Raw genomic sequence first — 17,465 nt, 5'->3', positions numbered from 1 at the left:
CAAGCAATTTGACTACTCTAACGAGCATCAGATTGCGGTGTGTGAAGACGATAGAACCGAAAGTTCGAATCTCACAAAACACCGAAAGCTGTCACATACCCAATTTGCTGAAGCGAGGCACATGCCACGACTCAGTACCCGAATTTCTTGACGACCATAGAGCATTGGAACCACCTGATCCCATCCCGAACTCAGCAGTGAAACGATGCATCGCCGATGGTAGTGTGGGGTTTCCCCATGTGAGAGTAGGTCATCGTCAAGATTAAATTCCGAAACCCCATTTGCGAAAGCAGATGGGGTTTTGTTTTGGGCGGGCGAAAAGTGCATTGAAGATAGATAGGTTACATCGCTTAAAAATCTTTCTCCTTGATCAACTCTATCAACGCCCTCAAACCCGCCGGTACATGACGCCTTCCTGGATAGTAGAGCCGCAACTTGTCAAACGACGGCGTCCAGTCTTCAAGCACACGCACCAAGCGTCCTGCTGCGAGATCCGCCGCGGCATTCCACTCAGTTAGATAAACCAGGCCAACCCCAGCTCGGGCCGCCTCAAGCATCAGAGTAGGGTTATCAAGCGTCAGTGGCCCTTGTACGTCCACAGTTATAGCTTCACCGTGTCGTTCAAACTCCCACCGATAAATAGTGCCGCTCGGCATGCGGCTGCGAATGCAATCATGTGCGCTCAAATCCAAAGGGGTCTGCGGGGTAGGATGTTCAGCAAAATAGGCCGGACTTCCCAGCACGGCAAAGCGCTGTCGAGGGCTGATATCCACGGCAACCATGTCCAGTGGAATGCTATCGCCCAAGCGAATCCCTGCATCAAACCCTTGAGCGACAATATCAACCAGGCGACCCTCGGTGACGATATCCAGCTTCATCTGTGGATGGCGTCGCAGGTATTCGAGCAACAGTGGCATCACTTGTTTGGCCGCACCAGCCGATGTGTTCAGCCGTAAAGTACCGGTTGGGTCCGCCTGGCGATTACCGGCTTGTTCCAACGCAATCCGGATCGTCGAGAGGGCGGGCGTAATTGTGCTGACAAACTCCGCCCCTACCTCCGACAACGACACACTGCGTGTCGTCCGATTGAACAAGCGCACTCCCATTCGCGCTTCAAGCGCAGCAATCGAGTGGCTCAGGGCAGATGTCGACACATCCAGCTCAGTCGCCGCAGCGCGGAAACTCCGATGGCGTGCCACCGCCAGCACTGCTTCCAGTTCATTCAGCCCGGATGTGTTCATTGTCCTGGATCACTCATCAGCTCATGCCATTTTGTACGGATTATCAGGCCAATCATAGTGGCTTACCGTAGGGCATACCAACTGAGTGTTTTCGGAGAACCTATGCACCAGATCAATGAGATCTACATCAATGGCCAGTTTGTCACGCCCCAAGGCGAGGAGCTGTTCGACCTCTTCAACCCGGCGACCGCCCAGCCCATCGGGCAAGTCAGGTTGGCCGACGAGCAAGACGCACACGCCGCCATCAAAGCCGCAAAGCAGGCCTTTCCTGAGTTCTCGCGCACGCCCAAAGCTACGCGCGTCGCTCATCTCAAACGCATGCATGCCGCGGTCGCGGGCGTGGAAGCCGAACTGACCCAAGCCATCATCGAAGAGTACGGCGCACCGGTTTCCCGTGCGGTCTGGATGGCCAAACATGCAGCCAGCGTCCTACTGGATGCTGCGCGTGTGCTGCAGGACTATGACTTCACTCGGCGCATCGGTATCGCTGAAGTGATCATGCAACCCTTGGGCGTCGCTGGGCTTATCACGCCCTGGAACAGCAACGCTGGCTTCATCTGCGGTAAGCTGGCCGCCGCCCTCGCTGCCGGTTGTACGGCCGTGATCAAGCCCAGCGAAATGAGCGCCTTGCAAACCTCAGTCGTTACCCGCGCGCTTCATCAAGCCGGATTACCCGCCGGAGTCTTCAATATCGTGACAGGGCGTGGAGAAACCGTTGGTGCCGTTCTCAGTACGCACGCTGACATTGCCAAGGTCTCGTTCACTGGCTCCACGGCAGTAGGTAAACACATCCTGCGTGCGGGCGCTGAAACCTTGAAACGGATCACCCTCGAACTGGGTGGGAAGTCGCCTGTATTGGTTCTCGATGATACCGATTTGAAAAAAACCATCCCCATGGCGCTTCAGGCAGGCTTCATGAACAGCGGGCAGGCCTGTATCGCGGGCACCCGAATCCTCGTACCTGCTCATCGTTTGGCTGAGGTGGAGCGGTTGATCATCAAGGAAGTTGCCAACATCCGTGCAGGCGACCCGCAGGACCCGAACACCAGTGTCGGTCCCATGGTCAGCCTCAAGCAATGGCAGAGGGTTCAGGCCTATATCCAGATGGGTATCGAAGAGGGCGCTCACCTACTGGCGGGGGGCCCGGGTCTACCCGACGAATGCACGGCCGGTTGGTTCATCAAACCCACTGTCTTCAGCCGCGTGACAAACCAGATGACCATTGCTCGCGAAGAAATCTTCGGCCCAGTGCTTTCGGTTATCACCTACAAAGATGAAGCAGAAGCCCTGGCCATCGCCAACGACACGCCCTATGGCCTTCAGGCTTATATTCTGTCCACCGATGTAAAGAAAGCTCACACCCTGGCCTCTCAAATCGACGCTGGTCGCGTGCTGATCAACACCCTGGCCCACGAACCCCTTGCGCCTTTTGGCGGTTTTAAACAATCCGGCATCGGTCGTGAATACGGTACTTTCGGTCTGGAGGCTTTTCTGGAGCCAAAATCCATCCTCTCTTAACCCTCAAAACCTGCCGTTGGGGAAATCGATGCAAAGTGTTTCTGCATTTTTGGTATGGTGCAGCACATTTTCACAGGGATTGATCTTTCATCCGCAGGACGCGGCGTCGACCTTCTTCAACGAGATGCTGTAGAAATGCCTGAACCGATACCGATCAAAGATCACGAAAAAGAGAACCGCCTGGTCAACAAGCGCTTGCTCGCCTGCGCACTGTTGGTGATCGGCATCACCTGTGCGCTGGTAGGGCGCATGTACTTCCTGCAGGTCGTACAGTTCGACTATCACTCGACGATTTCCGAAAACAACCGTGTCCACGTGTTGCCGATTACCCCGACGCGCGGGTTGATCTATGACCGTAACGGCGTGGTACTGGCCGACAACCGCCCCAGCTACAACCTGACCATCACTCGCGAGCGCACCACCGACCTCAAGGGCGAGCTGGACGCCATTGTCAGTTTGCTGCACTTGCCGGCTGAAGACCGCGCGGTCTTCGACAAGGCGCTGAAGCAGGCACGCCATCCTTTCGTCCCTGTGACCTTGTTTTACGAGCTGACCGAAGAGCAGATCGCGCTGCTGGCCGTGAATGAGTTCCGCCTCCCTGGCGTAGACGTAGAACCGCAGTTCGTCCGCCATTACCCGTTGGGCGCTCACTTTGCGCACTCCATCGGTTACGTAGGCCGGATCAACGAGAAAGAATCCAAAGCCCTCGACTCCGTGGAGTACCGCGGTACGCAGTCCATCGGCAAGACCGGTATCGAGCGCTTTTACGAATCGGAGCTGCATGGCCACGTCGGCTATGAGGAAGTCGAGACCAATGCGCAGGGCCGCGTACTGCGCGTACTCAAGCACACCGACCCGATTCCCGGCAAAAACATCGTGCTGAGCCTCGACGTGCACCTCCAGGAAGCCGCGGAAGAAGCCTTGGGCGATCGCCGTGGCTCGGTAGTTGCACTGGACCCGCAAACCGGCGAAGTTCTCGCCATGGTCAGCAAACCCAGTTTCGATCCGAACTTGTTTGTCACCGGTATCAGCTTCAAGGAATACGCTGCACTGCACGATTCCATCGACCGGCCGCTGTTCAACCGTGTGCTACGGGGTCTCTACGCGCCAGGCTCGACGATCAAACCGGAAGTCGCCATCGCCGGTCTCGACAGTGGTGTTGTTACTGCACAAACCCGCGTGTTCGACCCTGGTTACTACCAACTGCCGGATTTTGACCATAAATACCGCAACTGGAACCACAGCGGTGACGGCTGGGTAGATATGGACGCAGCCATCATGCGCTCCAACGACACCTACTTTTACGACCTTGCACACAAGCTGGGTATCGATCGCTTGCACGACTATCTGGCTGAGTTCGGCCTTGGCCAGAAAGTCTCATTGGACATGTTCGAAGAATCAGCCGGCCTGATGCCTTCTCAGGCTTGGAAGCGCGCCACGCGTCGCCAACCTTGGTTCCCGGGTGAAACCGTGATTCTCGGCATTGGCCAGGGCTACATGCAGGTCACGCCACTGCAACTGGCCCAGGCCACCGCACTGATTGCCAACAAAGGCGTGTGGAACCGACCGCACCTGGCCAAGACCATCAACGGCGTGCCGCCGGTGGATGAAAACCCGATGCCGAACGTGGTCCTCAAGGACCCACGTGATTGGGAACAGGTCAATCACGGCATGCAACTGGTGATGCACGACCCACGCGGCATTGCCCGTGCTGCCGCACAAGGCGCGCAATACCGCATTGCCGGCAAGAGTGGTACGGCGCAAGTGGTGGCGATCAAGCAGGGCGAGCGTTACAACCGTGAGAAGACCCTCGAACGCCATCGCGACAACGCCCTGTTCGTCGGCTTCGCGCCAGCGGAACACCCGAAGATCGTGATTTCGGTGATGATCGAAAACGGTGAGGCCGGCGGCCGCGTGGCGGGTCCGGTGGTGCGCCAGATCATGGACGCCTGGCTGCTCGACCAGCAAGGCCATCTGAAACCCCAATATGCGACGCCAGCCAAAGCGCCCGGTGATCCCAAGGTTTGATTCAGGTCATCCACTCATCCCACTGGTCTACGCCTTCGTAGGCCAGCCAAGGCACATCATGGGTGGTCCAGATGTGCGCGGTAGGCCTGACCCCCGGATCATCGTCCAGCGTCGCCACCCGCACAATGACGTGGGGTTGATGCCCACGCTCCGCCATCAGGTGTGAGCCGCAGCGCGAGCAGAAATGTCGGTGTTTACCCGGCGAAGACTCGAAGGACGCTAATAACTCGATGCCCTGGGTCCAGCGAAAGTGTTCACGCATCACGCCGGCCGTCGCGACAAAGGCCGCCGCATGCACCTTGCGGCAGCTGTCGCAATGGCAGTGGCTGATAGGCATATCCAAGCTGTCTAACTGGTACCGCACAGCCTTGCAGAAACAACTGCCATTGAGTGGTTGGGTCATCACACGTCACCTCAGAGGAGAGGAGACAATCTACCTTTTGCCACCACGCGGCGCATAGCCATAGCCTTTGTTCCGCCAAGTGGACGTTCTGAAGCAAGTCGCAACACCAATGCGTGGCCGAAAGGTTGCGCATTGTTCGATGTCGCCTACTGTCAATGGAGGAGGTGACTTATGCACGTATTGGATCGAATCGAACGAAAAGTCCTGCTCAACGCGTCACGTAAACAGGTCTGGGAAGCCCTCACCGATGCCGAGCAATTCGGCCGGTGGTTTGGTATCGCACTCGACGGCAAAACCTTCACAGCCGGGCAAAGCATCGAAGCGCCGATCACGTATCCTGGTTACGAACATGTGATCTGGAAGGCCAGGATCGAACGCATCCTGCCGCAAACCCTGTTCTCATTCTGGTGGCATCCCTTCGCGGTCGAGGAGGGTGTCGACTACGACCAGGAAACCCCAACCTTGGTGGAATTCACGATTGAGGATCGGGCGCCGGGCATTCTGCTGCGGGTGGTCGAATCCGGGTTCGATGCCGTGCCTGAGGCACGACGGCAGAAGGCCTTCAAAATGAATTCCCGTGGCTGGGACGAACAGATGGGCAACATCGAAAACTACTTGAGCCGGGCCCGTCAGGCTTGAGGGTAGCGGGCATCATCAGTGATGCCCGCCTTTCACCGGTCTCAGCTTTCGTGAGCGGTGGTGATCTCCAGGGTGTCGGTGTAAGTCACCACCACACTCTGCCCGACCTTGAGGTCTTTGAGGCCGGCGCGGATTTCCGGTTTCTCAACGTTCAACACCTTCGTCGCACCGGCTGGATTCTCCAGGGTGACCTGGTTTTTCTTCAGGTCGATATGGGTGATCTTCAGCTGCACCTGCACCTGGCGGAAGGCCGCGCCACCTGGGTTCGGGTTGTCGGCGGTGGCGCGGATCACGCCGGTTTTTTCGCTGGCGTCCGGTGCGCCCTTGTCCACGTCGGTGTCCAGCACGGCCGCGACCGAGTGGGTGGTCAATACCTTGACCTGGTCGCCGACCTTGAGATTGCCCAGGTCCTTGGCGGCATCGGTGAGCTGCACATGCACCTCACGGCCCTCGGCACCCGCAAGCACGACTTGATGCTTGGCGGCATCCACCGCCAGCACCTTGGTGGTGACTTCATCGGCTTCAAGGGATTTGGACAGCGGGATATCGGCGGCATGGGCCACCAGGTGGCCGGCAGACAGCAGGGTGGCCAGGGCGATTGCCTGGCGCAGGGAACGAGTTAACTTCATTGTCAGGACTTCCATGTGAGAGGAGCCCTGAGTCTAGTGGTGAGCCGGCGATGCGCAAATCTGCCGGCTCACGTTGTTGCCGTCCTGTTAGAAGTCCACGCTGGCCGACAGCTTGGCGACGCGCGGATCGCCTTGGCTCAGGAAACCGCCCTGGGCCGATTCCCAGTACTTCTCGTTGGCGACGTTCTCCACGGTGGCGCCGAGGGTGACATCACGCTGGGCCACCTTGAAGTTGTAGCGCGCGCCGATATCGAAACGGTTCCAGGCTGGCAGGCTCAGGTTGTTGGCGGCGTCGGCGTACTGCCCACCGGTGCGCAGCATGCGGCCGTTGAGGGTCACGCCTTGCAGGCCGGGCACATCCCAATCCACGCCGGCATTGAGCTGGAACGAAGGCACGCCGATTGCGCGGTTACCATCGTTGGCGCCGTTTTGCGTGTCCTTGAGTTCGGTCTTCATCACCGTCACACCGCCCAGCAGACGCAGGCCGCTGACCGGTTCGCCGAAGACGTTCAGTTCCACGCCTTTGTTGATTTGCAGGCCTTCGCGGACATAACGCGCTGTCGTTGCATCGATGACCTGAACGTAACCGGCCCCCGGTTGTTCGATACGGTAAACACCCAGTGTTGCCCCATAGGTGCCCATGTCGACTTTCACGCCCGCTTCAATCTGCTTGGAGCGTGCTGGCGCAAACACCTCGCCACCGCCGATGATGGTCCGGTTGCCCGAGTTGACGGGGGAGGTCGGGCCTTGGGCCAACCCTTCGATGCGGTTGGCATAGAAGGACACGTGCTCCCACGGCTTGAAGACCAGGCCGTAGACCGGCGTGGTGATCGACTCGTCATAGTTCGCCGTGCGGGTGCCGCTCATGTAGTTGTAACCCTGCACGACAATCTGCTGGCGGCGTGCACCGACCGTCACCAACAGGCGGTCATCGAAGAACCCCAGCGTGTCGGACACCGCCGTACTGCGCACAAAGGTCTTGGCGGTAATGGTCGGGTCGCTGAAATCCGTGCCTGGCGTATTGCGTGGGTTGTTCAAGGTGGGCGGCGCGCCAGTGACCGGGTCGTAGATATTGGTGGGGGTCGCTGTCGATGAGGCGTTGAACACATAGGCGTTGCGCGCCTGGGTCCAGATACCGGCCAAACCGAAGTTGAGACGGTGACTGACAGCGCCGGTCTGGAACTTGCCATTCAGGCCGCCCATGGCGCTGCGGTTGTCCTCTTCGTGGGCAATGGTCGAGCGGCTCGCCAGGGCGTTGCCGCTGTTGTCAGTCAGGGTGACAGATGAATACTGCCCCATTTCCCGGGTGTGCTTGGCACCGGCCGCCGCATAGGCCGTCCAGTTATCATTCAAGTCATACTCGGCGCGCAGCATCCCCAGGGTGTCCTCAAGGTTGGTACTGCTCCAGCTCGGCGCGTAGTTGGTGTCGGCCGACGGTGCATCCGGGACATGGGTGGCGGTGCCCAAAAAGACCGAGTTGCGCCCGCCGTTGATGCGCTGCTTTTGGTACACAAAGTCACTCGACAGGCGCAACGCATCGCCACGGTAGTCCAGGCCGACGGCAAACAGCTTCGAGCGTTGGTTTTCATCGTCGATGCCGGTATCGCCTTCGCGCTGTGACAGGTTCACCCGTGCGCCAAAACGATTGTCCTCACCGAAACGCTGGCCAATATCCAAGTGTTCGCCCACCCGGCCATCACTGCTGATATCGGTGCTGAACCGACGCAGCGGCACGTCATCGGCGCGCTTGGGTTGCAGGTTCACACCGCCGCCGATCCCCGAACCGCCGGGCGTCACGCCGTTGATGAAGGCGTTCGGGCCCTTGAACACTTCCACGCGCTCCAAGGCGTCGGTGGAGAGGATCTGGCGCGGCAGGATGCCGTACAAGCCGTTGAAGGAAATGTCGTCGCCATTCAGTGGCAGGCCACGGATCATGAAGGTCTGCGCCTGGTTGGCAAACCCCGACGCCTGGCGTACGGACGAGTCGTTGAGCAGCACATCGCCGACGGTTTCGGCCTGCTGGTCGCGAATCAGTTTCTCGGTGTAGGAGGCCATGCTGAACGGCACGTCCATGATGTCCTGGTTGCCCAGCACACCCAATTGACCACCGCGTGCCACTTGGCCACCCGCATATACAGGGGGCAGTGCGCTTGGCGCGGGGGCATCGGCGTTGATGTTGGTGGCGCCCAGTTCCAGCGTGTTGCCCTCCTGGCCGGTGTTCGCATCCTGCGGGGTGGCTGGGGTTGCAGCGTGAGCGCTGAGGCTCAGTGAGCAGCACAGGGCGAGCAGGGTTGGGCGCAACGGCACGGCGAATGGGGCGGGCATGGGCGATCCTGACGGCTAACCGTCATGTGTGAGGAAAAGGGCAACGGCGTTGCGCGTCCTCACTGCGCGGATACGACTCCGGCGCGAATGATAGTAATTATTATTAACGTCACGCAACAAATTTTTACTCACACGGTCTGCGTGCGTGGATGCCGAGTAGAATCACGCCCTGAAAGCGATTCCTGAGGTGCGGTACGGTGGATTTACAGCAGGGTTTTGTCCTGACCCGGCATTGGCGCGATACCCCGGCGGGCACGGAGGTCAGCTTCTGGCTGGCCACCGACCAGGGCCCGAGGTTTGTCCGCCTACCCGTGCAGACCTCGGTGATGTTCATTCCCGAGGCCCATCGCAAGCCGCTGGATTGGCTGCTCAAGGGCGAGCGCGACATCGAGCTGCGCCCCTTGCAGCTGTGCGATTTCCATCACCGCCCCGTCCTCGGCCTGTACACCCGCCAGCACCGCCAGGCGATGGATGTGGAAAAACGCCTGCGCGCGGCGGGCGTCGACGTCTACGAAGGCGACGTGCGCCCGCCCGAACGCTACATGATGGAGCGTTTCATCACTGCCCCGGTGTGGTTCGGCGGCACACCCGACGCCAGCGGCGTACTGTGCGACGCACAGATGAAACCCGCGCCCGACTACCGTCCGCCGCTGAAACTGGTGTCCCTCGACATCGAGACCACCGCCCAGGGCGATCTCTATTCCATCGCCCTTGAAGGCTGCGGCGAGCGCCAGGTGTACATGCTTGGCCCGCCGAACAAAACCGACGCCGTGGACTTCAAGCTCGACTATTGCGACACCCGTGCCCAACTACTCGAACGCCTCAACCAATGGCTGGCGCTGCACGACCCCGATGCGATCATCGGCTGGAACGTGGTGCAGTTCGACCTGCGCGTGCTGCACGAACATGCCCAGCGCCTCAATGTGCCGCTCATGCTCGGCCGGGGCGAAGAACCGATGGCCTGGCGCGAGCACGGTAGCCGCAATCATTACTTTGCCGCCGCAGCGGGGCGCTTGATCATCGATGGCATCGAAGCCCTGCGTTCGGCCACCTGGAGCTTTGAATCCTTCAGCCTGGAGAACGTCGCGCAAACGCTGCTGGGCGAAGGCAAGGACATCTCCACGCCGTACCAGCGCATGGACGAGATCAACCGCATGTTCGCCGAGGACAAGCCCGCCCTGGCGCGCTACAACCTCAAGGACTGCGAGTTGGTCACGCGGATTTTCGAGAAGACCGAACTGCTCAAGTTCCTGCTGGAGCGCGCCAGCGTCACCGGCTTGCCAGCCGACCGCAACGGCGGCTCCGTCGCCGCGTTCACCCATTTGTATATGCCGTTGATGCACCGCCAGGGCTTCGTCGCGCCGAACCTGGGCGACAAACCGCCCCAGGCCAGCCCCGGCGGATTTGTCATGGACTCACGTCCCGGCCTTTACGAATCGGTGTTGGTGCTCGACTACAAAAGCCTCTACCCGTCGATCATCCGCAGTTTCCTGATCGACCCGGTGGGTCTCATCGAAGGCCTCAAGTACCCCGACGACAGTGACTCGGTAGAAGGCTTTCGCGGCGCACGGTTTTCCCGCACCCGGCATTGCTTGCCGTCCATCGTCGCGCGGGTTTCCGAAGGCCGCGAAGAGGCCAAGCGCGAACACAACGCGCCGCTGTCCCAGGCCTTGAAAATCATCATGAACGCCTTCTACGGCGTACTCGGCTCCAGCGGCTGCCGCTTCTTCGATACACGCCTGGCTTCGTCGATCACGATGCGTGGCCACCAGATCATGCGCCAGACCCGCGAACTGGTCGAAGCACAAGGCTATGAGGTGATCTACGGCGACACCGACTCCACCTTCGTGTGGCTCGGCAGCGCGCATTCCCAAAAGGATGCCAGCCGTATCGGCCAAGCCTTGGTACAGCACGTCAACGATTGGTGGCGCGAGCACCTGCTCACCGCGTTCGGCCTGCAAAGCGCCCTGGAGTTGCAGTACGAAACCCATTTCACACGCTTCCTCATGCCGACCATCCGTGGCGCGGAAGAGGGCAGCAAAAAACGCTATGCGGGCCTGGTGGTGCGCAGCGATGGCAGTGAAGAAATGGTCTACAAAGGCCTGGAAACCGTGCGCAGCGACTGGTCGCCCCTGGCCCGCCGCTTCCAGCAGGAACTCTACCAACGCATCTTCCATCGCCAGCCGCATCAGGACTACATCCGCGACTACGTGCGCCGTACCCTCAGCGGCGAATTCGATGAATTGCTGATCTACCGCAAACGCCTGCGCCGCCGGCTGGACGACTACGAGCGCAACGTGCCGCCCCATGTGCGCGCCGCGCGTCTGGCCGATGAGTACAACGACCGCCTGAACCGCCCGCGCCAGTACCAGCGCGGTGGCTGGATCAGCTACGTGATCAGCGTCAACGGCCCGGAACCGCTGGAAGTGCGGCAAGCGCCCATCGATTACGACCACTACGTCACCCGGCAATTACAACCGGTGGCGGATGCGATCCTGCCGTTCGTGAATGACGATTTCAGTACCCTGGTGGGCGGTCAGATGGGCCTGTTTTAAAACGCTTGATTCGTCAGGGTGGCAGCCTGCACTCTCTGTCTCTGATGACCACCCAGACGGCGCTGCCACCATGACCCTGATCACACTGACCGGCACCACGGTCGAACTCCTGCCCCTGCAAAGGGAACACAGGGCTGCCTTGCTCGACGCCGCCGCCGATGGCGAATTGTGGAACCTGAAGGTCACCAACGTACCGGGCCCGGACACGGTTGATAAGTACATCGACACCGCCCTGGCGGGGCGTGACGCCGGTAGCGTGATCCCGTTCACCCTGGTGCGTCGTGAAGACGGCCAAGTGGTCGGCAGTACGCGGTTCTGGAAGGTCGACCGGGTCAATCGCAAGTTGGAAATCGGCCATACCTGGCTGTCGCTGTCCACGCAGAAAAGCGCGATCAACACCGAAGCCAAGCTGCTGTTGCTGACCTACGCGTTCGAAGTGCTCGACTGCGTGCGCGTGCAATTCACCACCGATGAGCTCAACGAAAAGTCGCGCGCCGCGATCCTGCGCCTCGGCGCCGTGCAGGAAGGCATCGTGCGCCACGAACGCATCATGCCCGACGGACGCAAGCGCAACTCGGTGCGTTTCAGCATCATCGATTCTGAATGGCCGCAGGTGAAGGCGAACTTGCAGGCCAAACTGCAACGCTAGGAGGAAAAGCCCATGTACACGCTGTATGGCATCGACGAATCCGGCTCCTGCATGATCGAAATCGCCCTGCAACGCTGTGCAGTGCCGTGGCGACGGGTGGACGCGGCCTCTTGGGCGGAGGGTGAGGGCAGTGATGAGTTGGCCCGGATCAACCCGCTCAAGCAGGTGCCCACCCTGGTCACCGCCGATGGCCAGGTGCTCACGGAAAGTGCCGCGATCCTGATCCACCTGGGCCTGGAATATCCCGCCTCGGACCTGCTGGCCGGTAACCGTGCGCAGATCCTTCGCGGGCTGGTGTACATCGCGGCCAATTGTTACTCGGCCATCGGCATCATCGACTATCCGCAACGCTGGCTCGGCAACGTCAACGAAACCGTGCAGGCGCAATTGGTGACGGGCACCCGGCGTTACCTGCATCAGGCCTGGGTGGTGTTCGCCGATCAGTTCGACGAGCAACTGTTTGCGCCCAACGGCGTGCCGAATGCGTTGGGCCTCATGGCGGCAGCGGTGTCGCGCTGGGATGAAGCGCGAGAGGCATTGAACGGCCTGGCGCCGGGCTTTGCCCAGAGCCTGGCGCAGGTGGATGCCGACCCCATCGTCGCCCCCGTATTTGCGCGGCATTGGCCCGAGTGGAAGGTCTCATGATGTTTCCGAAATCAGTGGAAACAATGACACTTGAGCCTACCAAACCCTTGCGTAGCGGGCGTCCTGTCCTACGCTTTCTTAAAGTGGTGTAGGAATCATCCTTGAATTTGACTGTCGCAGACATGAAACTCAAGAACCCTGCATGGAATACAAAGGAGGTGCGCATGCTCATCCGGTCGCTGACCCTGGCTACCTTGATGGCTTTTACGGGGCCGCTGTTGGCTGCTGATGATATCAACCCGCTCAAGCAAGACTTGGGCAAGGCCCGGCCGCTGGTGGTGGTAGAGCTTGATTCCGGCAACGACACCTTGGCGACCCTCAAGAAACAGTTGGACGAGCCTGCGACCAAGCAGTCTTTCGAAGAACGCAACATGGTGTTCTACACCGTGAAGTTCGGCAGCATCGGCGCCGAAGGCGAGAAGTTCGCCAAGGACCCCAAGGACAATAAAAAGCTCACGCCTCCGGAAACGAATGCACTGATCCGTGCCCTCAAACTGGGTGCCGGCAGTGGCACCAAAGTGATCCTGGTGGGCAAGGACGGCGAGAAGAAAGTCGAGAAGACCGTGCCACCGGATACCCTCGACCTGAAGGAGTTCTTCAGCGCCATCGACCAGATGCCGATGGCCGAGAAAGAAACCGCCGCTCCCGCCGAGCCTGAACCGGCTGCCGCTGCTCCGGCGGCGAAACCCGGTGCCAAGGCCGGCAAACCCGCCAAGCACGCAGCCCCGCAACCACTGGACGATTGACCCCCGCCAGGAGCCGGCCAGCCGGCTCCTGCAGCAGAAACTTGCAGCATCGACGCAACGAAGAATATGATAACCGTTATCATTTACGCCTCATTCTTCGCGCGCGCCTTCCATGTCTTCGACTCCTGCGGTAAGCCCCACTGATCTGGCCACCCTGTACCGCCAACAACATCGCTGGTTGCAGCAATGGCTGTGGCGTCGCTTGAACTGCCCGCAGAGTGCCGCCGATCTGGCTCAGGACACCTTTCTGCGGCTGCTGGCAAAAAACCAGCCGGTTGAAATTCTGGCGCCGCGCAGTTTCCTGGCGAAGGTGGCGCAGAGTGTGCTGTCCAATCATTTCCGTCGGCAAAAGCTGGAAAAAGCCTACCTGCAAGCCCTGGCCCTGTTGCCGGAAGAGTCTGCGCCCAGCGCCGAAACCCAGTGGATTCTGCTGGAAACCCTGATGGCCCTCGATGAAGTGCTCAGCCGCCTGGCCTTGCCGGTGCGCCAGGCATTCCTGTGGTCGCAGCTTGATGGTCTCAGCCACGGCGAGATTGCCGAGCGCCTCGGCGCCAGCGTTACCACGGTCAAGCGCTACATCGTCAAGGCGGGTGCGCAGTGCATCCTGCTGGACAGCCAACGTTGATGAACCCATCGCCGTTATCCCTCGAAGCCGCCGAGCAGGCGATGCACTGGCAACTGGAATTACAGGCGCCGGACGTCACTGAACAGACCCGCGCCGACTGGCAGCGCTGGCGCGAGCAGGACCCGGCCCATGAACTGGCCTGGCAGCATTCCCAGCGGTTTCTCCAACGCATGCAAGACGTGCGCGCGCCGGCTCATCAGGCCTTGGCTCGCGCAACGTTGCTGCCGGCAATGTCCCGTCGTCGAGTGATCAAGCACCTTGCCGTGCTGCTGGCGGCGGGCACTACTGCCTGGAGCGTCAAAGACACGGCGTTGGTGCAGCACTGGACCAGCGACTACAGCACCACCGTCGGCGAGCAGTGGCGCATCGGCCTGGCGGATAACACCCAGGTGCAGCTCAACACCGACACCGCCATTGATGTGAAATACACGGCGCACGTACGGAAAATCCAGGTGCTGCGCGGTGAAATCCTGGTGGACCCCAACCTCACCGACGCCCGTCCGCTGTGGGTGCAGACCGCCGAGGGCCTGACCCGTGCCGTCAGCAGTCGCTTCAGCGTGCGCCAGCGCGATGGCTTTACCCAGTTGGGGGCCGACCAGGGCGCACTGTCGGTGCAGATCCCGTCACGCAGCCTGGTGCTGCAAGCGAATGAGCTGGTCAGCTTTGATGCCCACACCTTGCTCGGCCGTCGTCCGCAACGAGATGGCGAGCTGGCCTGGAGCCGGGGCATGATCGTCGCCGAAGGCATGCGGTTGGAGGACTTCCTCGACGAGTTGAGCCGCTACCGGCGCGGGCGCCTGACCTGTGACCCGGCCGTGCGAGGCTTGCGTGTGTCCGGCACTTATCCGCTGTCCGACACCGACCGCATCCTTGCCGCGTTGGGGCAGACCTTGAAGCTGGAAGTGCAGCATTTCACACGTTTCTGGGTCACCCTCAACCCCCGCCAGAACCGGGTTTGAATTTAGTTCGCGCCAGGGTGGTCCGTTTGCGTTTCTCACGAGACTTATATCCCCAGACACTACCTTCACTGGGGAATTGGGCATGCAGCCACGCACACCACATCGCAGAACGTTGAACACCTCTCTGGCCCTGGCCGTCATGCAAGGCATCGCCAGCGTGACGGTCGCCACGCCATTGTTGCTGACGTCGACCTGGGTTCAAGCGGCACCGGACCTGGATTTCGATATTGCGGCCGGCTCGTTGGCCGGGGCGCTCAATCAGTTCGGTCAGGCCAGTCAGATCCTGTTGTCGTACCCGGCGACGCTCACGGATGGCAAGACCAGCCCCGGCCTGCACGGCCGGCATGACCTGGACACTGGCCTGGCGATCCTGCTCAGCACCAGCGATCTGCAAGCGGTGCATGGCAGCGGTAACACCTATTCACTGGAGCCACGCCCGGCGGGTGGCGCGCTGCAACTGGGCACCGTATCGATCTCGGGCAAGGCACCGGGCTCGACCACCGAAGGCACCGGTTCCTATACCACGCAGTCGTCCAGCAGCTCGACGCGCCTGAATCTGACGCCTCGGGAAACCCCGCAGTCGCTCACCGTAATGACCCGCCAGCGCCTGGATGATCAGCGCCTCACCAACCTCAGTGACACCCTCGATGCCACTCCCGGCATCATTGTGTTGCGCGATGGCCTGGGCTCGGAGAGTGACGGTTATTTCTCGCTTGGCTTCCAGATCCAGAACTTCGAAATCGATGGTGTGCCCACCGCCACGCGCATGGACAACTACACCCAAAGCATGGCCATGTACGACCGTGTCGAGATCGTGCGCGGCGCCACTGGCCTGATCAGCGGCATGGGCAATCCGGCGGCCACCATCAACCTGATCCGCAAACGCCCGACGGCCGAGGCTCGCGCCAGCGTCACGGCTGAAGGGGGCACCTGGGACCGTTATGGCACGGGCCTGGACGTCTCCGGCCCGCTGACCGAAACCGGCAATGTGCGCGGCCGGCTGGTCGCGGACTACAAGACTGAACACGCCTGGATCGACCGCTACAAGCAGGAAACCCAACTGCTCTATGGCATCACCGAATTCGACCTGAGCGAAGCCACGCTGCTGACCCTGGGCTTCAGCTACCTGCGCACCGACGTCGATTCGCCAGCGCGTTCCGGTTTACCCACACGGTTTACCGACGGTTCGCGCACTAACCTTAACCGTTCGCTGAGCACCGCTCCGGCCTGGTCCTACAACGATCATGAACAGACCAGCTTCTTCACGGCGATCGAACATAAGTTCGACAGCGGCTGGAGCGCCAAGGCCGAATTCACCCACACCGAAAACCAGTTCGACGAAGTCTTCAACTACGTCAACGGGTCCCTCAACCCGGATGGCAGCGGCACCACCCAATTGCCGGTGCGTTTCTCCGGTACACCGCGCCAGGACAACCTCGATCTTTACGCCACCGGCCCCTTCGACCTGCTCGGCCGTGAGCACGAGCTGATCGCGGGTATCACCTTGTCAAAATATAAGGAAAGCGTACCGAGTTACGGCGGATGGCATTACGACTATTCCAGCTCGCCTGCCGGTGCCATCGACAACCTGCTCAACTGGGACGGCCAGTCAGCCAAGCCCGTGTTCAATGTCACCGGTAAATCCTCGGTGGATGAGAGCCAGTACGCCGCTTACCTGAGCACGCGGCTGCGGGTCACCGATGACCTGAGCGTGATCCTCGGCAGCCGCGTGATCGACTGGAAGCGCGAAACCGAAGACCGCCCTTACGGCGGCACGGCGACACGCTCCGACGAATCGGAAACCGGCGTCTATATTCCTTACGCTGGCGTGGTGTATGACCTCACCGACAATTGGTCGGCGTATGCCAGCTACACCAAAATCTTCAACCCTCAGGCCAGTTGGGTACGCGACATCAATAACAAGGCGCTGCCGCCCATGGAGGGCAAAGGGTATGAAGTCGGCCTCAAAGGCAGCTTCTTCGACGAGAAGCTGAACACCAGCCTGGCGTTGTTCAAGCTGGAGCAGGACAACCTGGCCATCTGGATCGATACCCCGGGCGGCAACACCTATCGCAACGAGCAGGGCACCACCACCGAAGGCGTGGAGCTGGAACTCAACGGCGAACTCGCTGACGGCTGGCAGGCCTCCGCCGGCTATGCTTATGCGGTCAGCACCGATGCCGACGACAAACGCATCGTCACCACCTTGCCGCGCCAGAGCCTGAAAACCTTTACCTCCTACCGTTTGCCTGGCGCGTTCAACAAACTGACCGTGGGCGGCGGGGTGAACTGGCAGAGCAAGGTCGGGGAAGACCTGCACACCTTCAGCCAGGGCAGCTACGCCATCACTCACCTGCTGGTGCGCTACGACGTGACCCCCAAACTGAGCGCCTCGCTGAACCTCAACAACCTGTTCGACCGTGAATACCTGAGCTACGCCGGCAACCACGGCATGTACGGGCCGCCGCGTAACCTGATGACCAGCGTCAAATACGACTTCTGA

Annotated in this window: 14 protein-coding genes and 1 rRNA gene; 11 read left to right on the top strand and 4 right to left on the bottom strand. The window is 60.5% G+C overall.

Annotated elements, in window-relative coordinates; genetic code table 11:
• Positions 1–146 precede the first annotated feature (146 nt).
• Positions 147–262 (top strand): 5S ribosomal RNA (rrf, locus tag HX823_RS31145).
• Between the two features lie 88 nt (positions 263–350).
• On the opposite strand, the gene HX823_RS31140 is transcribed toward rrf, so the two are convergent.
• The gene (locus tag HX823_RS31140) at positions 351–1,241 is read right to left on the bottom strand and encodes a LysR family transcriptional regulator (protein ID WP_038845049.1); all 891 of its coding nucleotides are present in this window, start codon (positions 1,239–1,241) and stop codon (positions 351–353) included.
• Between the two features lie 102 nt (positions 1,242–1,343).
• Here HX823_RS31140 and HX823_RS31135 point away from each other — a divergent pair, with 102 nt between their 5' ends.
• Both HX823_RS31135 and mrdA read left to right on the top strand, forming a co-directional pair.
• A complete protein-coding gene (locus HX823_RS31135; RefSeq protein ID WP_177078466.1) occupies positions 1,344–2,759 on the top strand; it encodes an aldehyde dehydrogenase family protein in 1,416 nt (471 codons plus the stop codon).
• A gap of 135 nt (positions 2,760–2,894) precedes the next feature.
• The gene (mrdA, locus tag HX823_RS31130) at positions 2,895–4,787 is read left to right on the top strand and encodes a penicillin-binding protein 2 (protein ID WP_038845046.1); all 1,893 of its coding nucleotides are present in this window, start codon (positions 2,895–2,897) and stop codon (positions 4,785–4,787) included.
• Position 4,788: 1 nt separating this feature from the next.
• Here the strand turns inward: mrdA and HX823_RS31125 are convergent, their stop codons facing one another.
• A complete protein-coding gene (locus HX823_RS31125) occupies positions 4,789–5,190 on the bottom strand; it encodes a GFA family protein (protein ID WP_177078464.1) in 402 nt (133 codons plus the stop codon).
• 171 nt (positions 5,191–5,361) lie between these two features.
• Between HX823_RS31125 and HX823_RS31120 the strand changes: the two genes are divergently transcribed.
• The gene (locus tag HX823_RS31120; protein ID WP_038845043.1) at positions 5,362–5,829 is read left to right on the top strand and encodes an SRPBCC family protein; all 468 of its coding nucleotides are present in this window, start codon (positions 5,362–5,364) and stop codon (positions 5,827–5,829) included.
• A 41-nt stretch (positions 5,830–5,870) separates the two neighbouring features.
• Here the strand turns inward: HX823_RS31120 and HX823_RS31115 are convergent, their stop codons facing one another.
• Together HX823_RS31115 and HX823_RS31110 are read right to left on the bottom strand one after the other, a co-directional pair.
• Positions 5,871–6,458: a hypothetical protein gene (locus HX823_RS31115; protein WP_038845042.1), complete on the bottom strand. Its 588-nt coding sequence runs from the start codon at positions 6,456–6,458 to the stop codon at positions 5,871–5,873.
• Positions 6,459–6,545: 87 nt separating this feature from the next.
• Entirely contained in the window at positions 6,546–8,783 is a 2,238-nt protein-coding gene (locus tag HX823_RS31110) for a TonB-dependent siderophore receptor (protein ID WP_038845040.1), read from the bottom strand.
• Between the two features lie 197 nt (positions 8,784–8,980).
• On the opposite strand from HX823_RS31110, the gene HX823_RS31105 reads away from it, so the two are divergent.
• The 7 genes from HX823_RS31105 (at position 8,981) to HX823_RS31075 (ending at position 17,465) form a co-directional block, all read left to right on the top strand.
• Entirely contained in the window at positions 8,981–11,338 is a 2,358-nt protein-coding gene (locus HX823_RS31105; RefSeq protein ID WP_177078462.1) for a DNA polymerase II, read from the top strand.
• Positions 11,339–11,408: 70 nt separating this feature from the next.
• Positions 11,409–11,987 carry a GNAT family N-acetyltransferase gene (locus HX823_RS31100; RefSeq protein WP_177078460.1) on the top strand — a complete coding sequence of 193 codons (579 nt, stop codon included), beginning with the start codon at positions 11,409–11,411 and terminating at the stop codon, positions 11,985–11,987.
• A 12-nt stretch (positions 11,988–11,999) separates the two neighbouring features.
• The gene (locus tag HX823_RS31095; RefSeq protein WP_177078458.1) at positions 12,000–12,632 is read left to right on the top strand and encodes a glutathione S-transferase; all 633 of its coding nucleotides are present in this window, start codon (positions 12,000–12,002) and stop codon (positions 12,630–12,632) included.
• A gap of 164 nt (positions 12,633–12,796) precedes the next feature.
• Positions 12,797–13,378 (top strand): DUF4174 domain-containing protein, encoded by a 582-nt coding sequence (locus HX823_RS31090; protein ID WP_033899659.1) that lies wholly within the window; start codon positions 12,797–12,799, stop codon positions 13,376–13,378.
• 112 nt (positions 13,379–13,490) lie between these two features.
• A complete protein-coding gene (locus tag HX823_RS31085) occupies positions 13,491–14,003 on the top strand; it encodes a sigma-70 family RNA polymerase sigma factor (protein ID WP_016974821.1) in 513 nt (170 codons plus the stop codon).
• Positions 14,003–14,962, top strand: a complete 960-nt coding sequence (locus tag HX823_RS31080) for a FecR domain-containing protein (protein WP_177078456.1) — start codon at positions 14,003–14,005, stop codon at positions 14,960–14,962. Before HX823_RS31085 ends, HX823_RS31080 begins: the two co-directional genes overlap by 1 nt.
• A gap of 139 nt (positions 14,963–15,101) precedes the next feature.
• Positions 15,102–17,465 (top strand): TonB-dependent receptor, encoded by a 2,364-nt coding sequence (locus HX823_RS31075; RefSeq protein WP_177078468.1) that lies wholly within the window; start codon positions 15,102–15,104, stop codon positions 17,463–17,465.

Origin of the sequence: Pseudomonas sp. P7759, assembly GCF_013386445.1 — a bacterium.
Taxonomy (GTDB): domain Bacteria; phylum Pseudomonadota; class Gammaproteobacteria; order Pseudomonadales; family Pseudomonadaceae; genus Aquipseudomonas; species Aquipseudomonas azotoformans_A.
The sequence above is the reverse complement of the archived record's forward strand: the minus strand, read 5'-3'. Positions and strand labels throughout refer to the sequence as shown.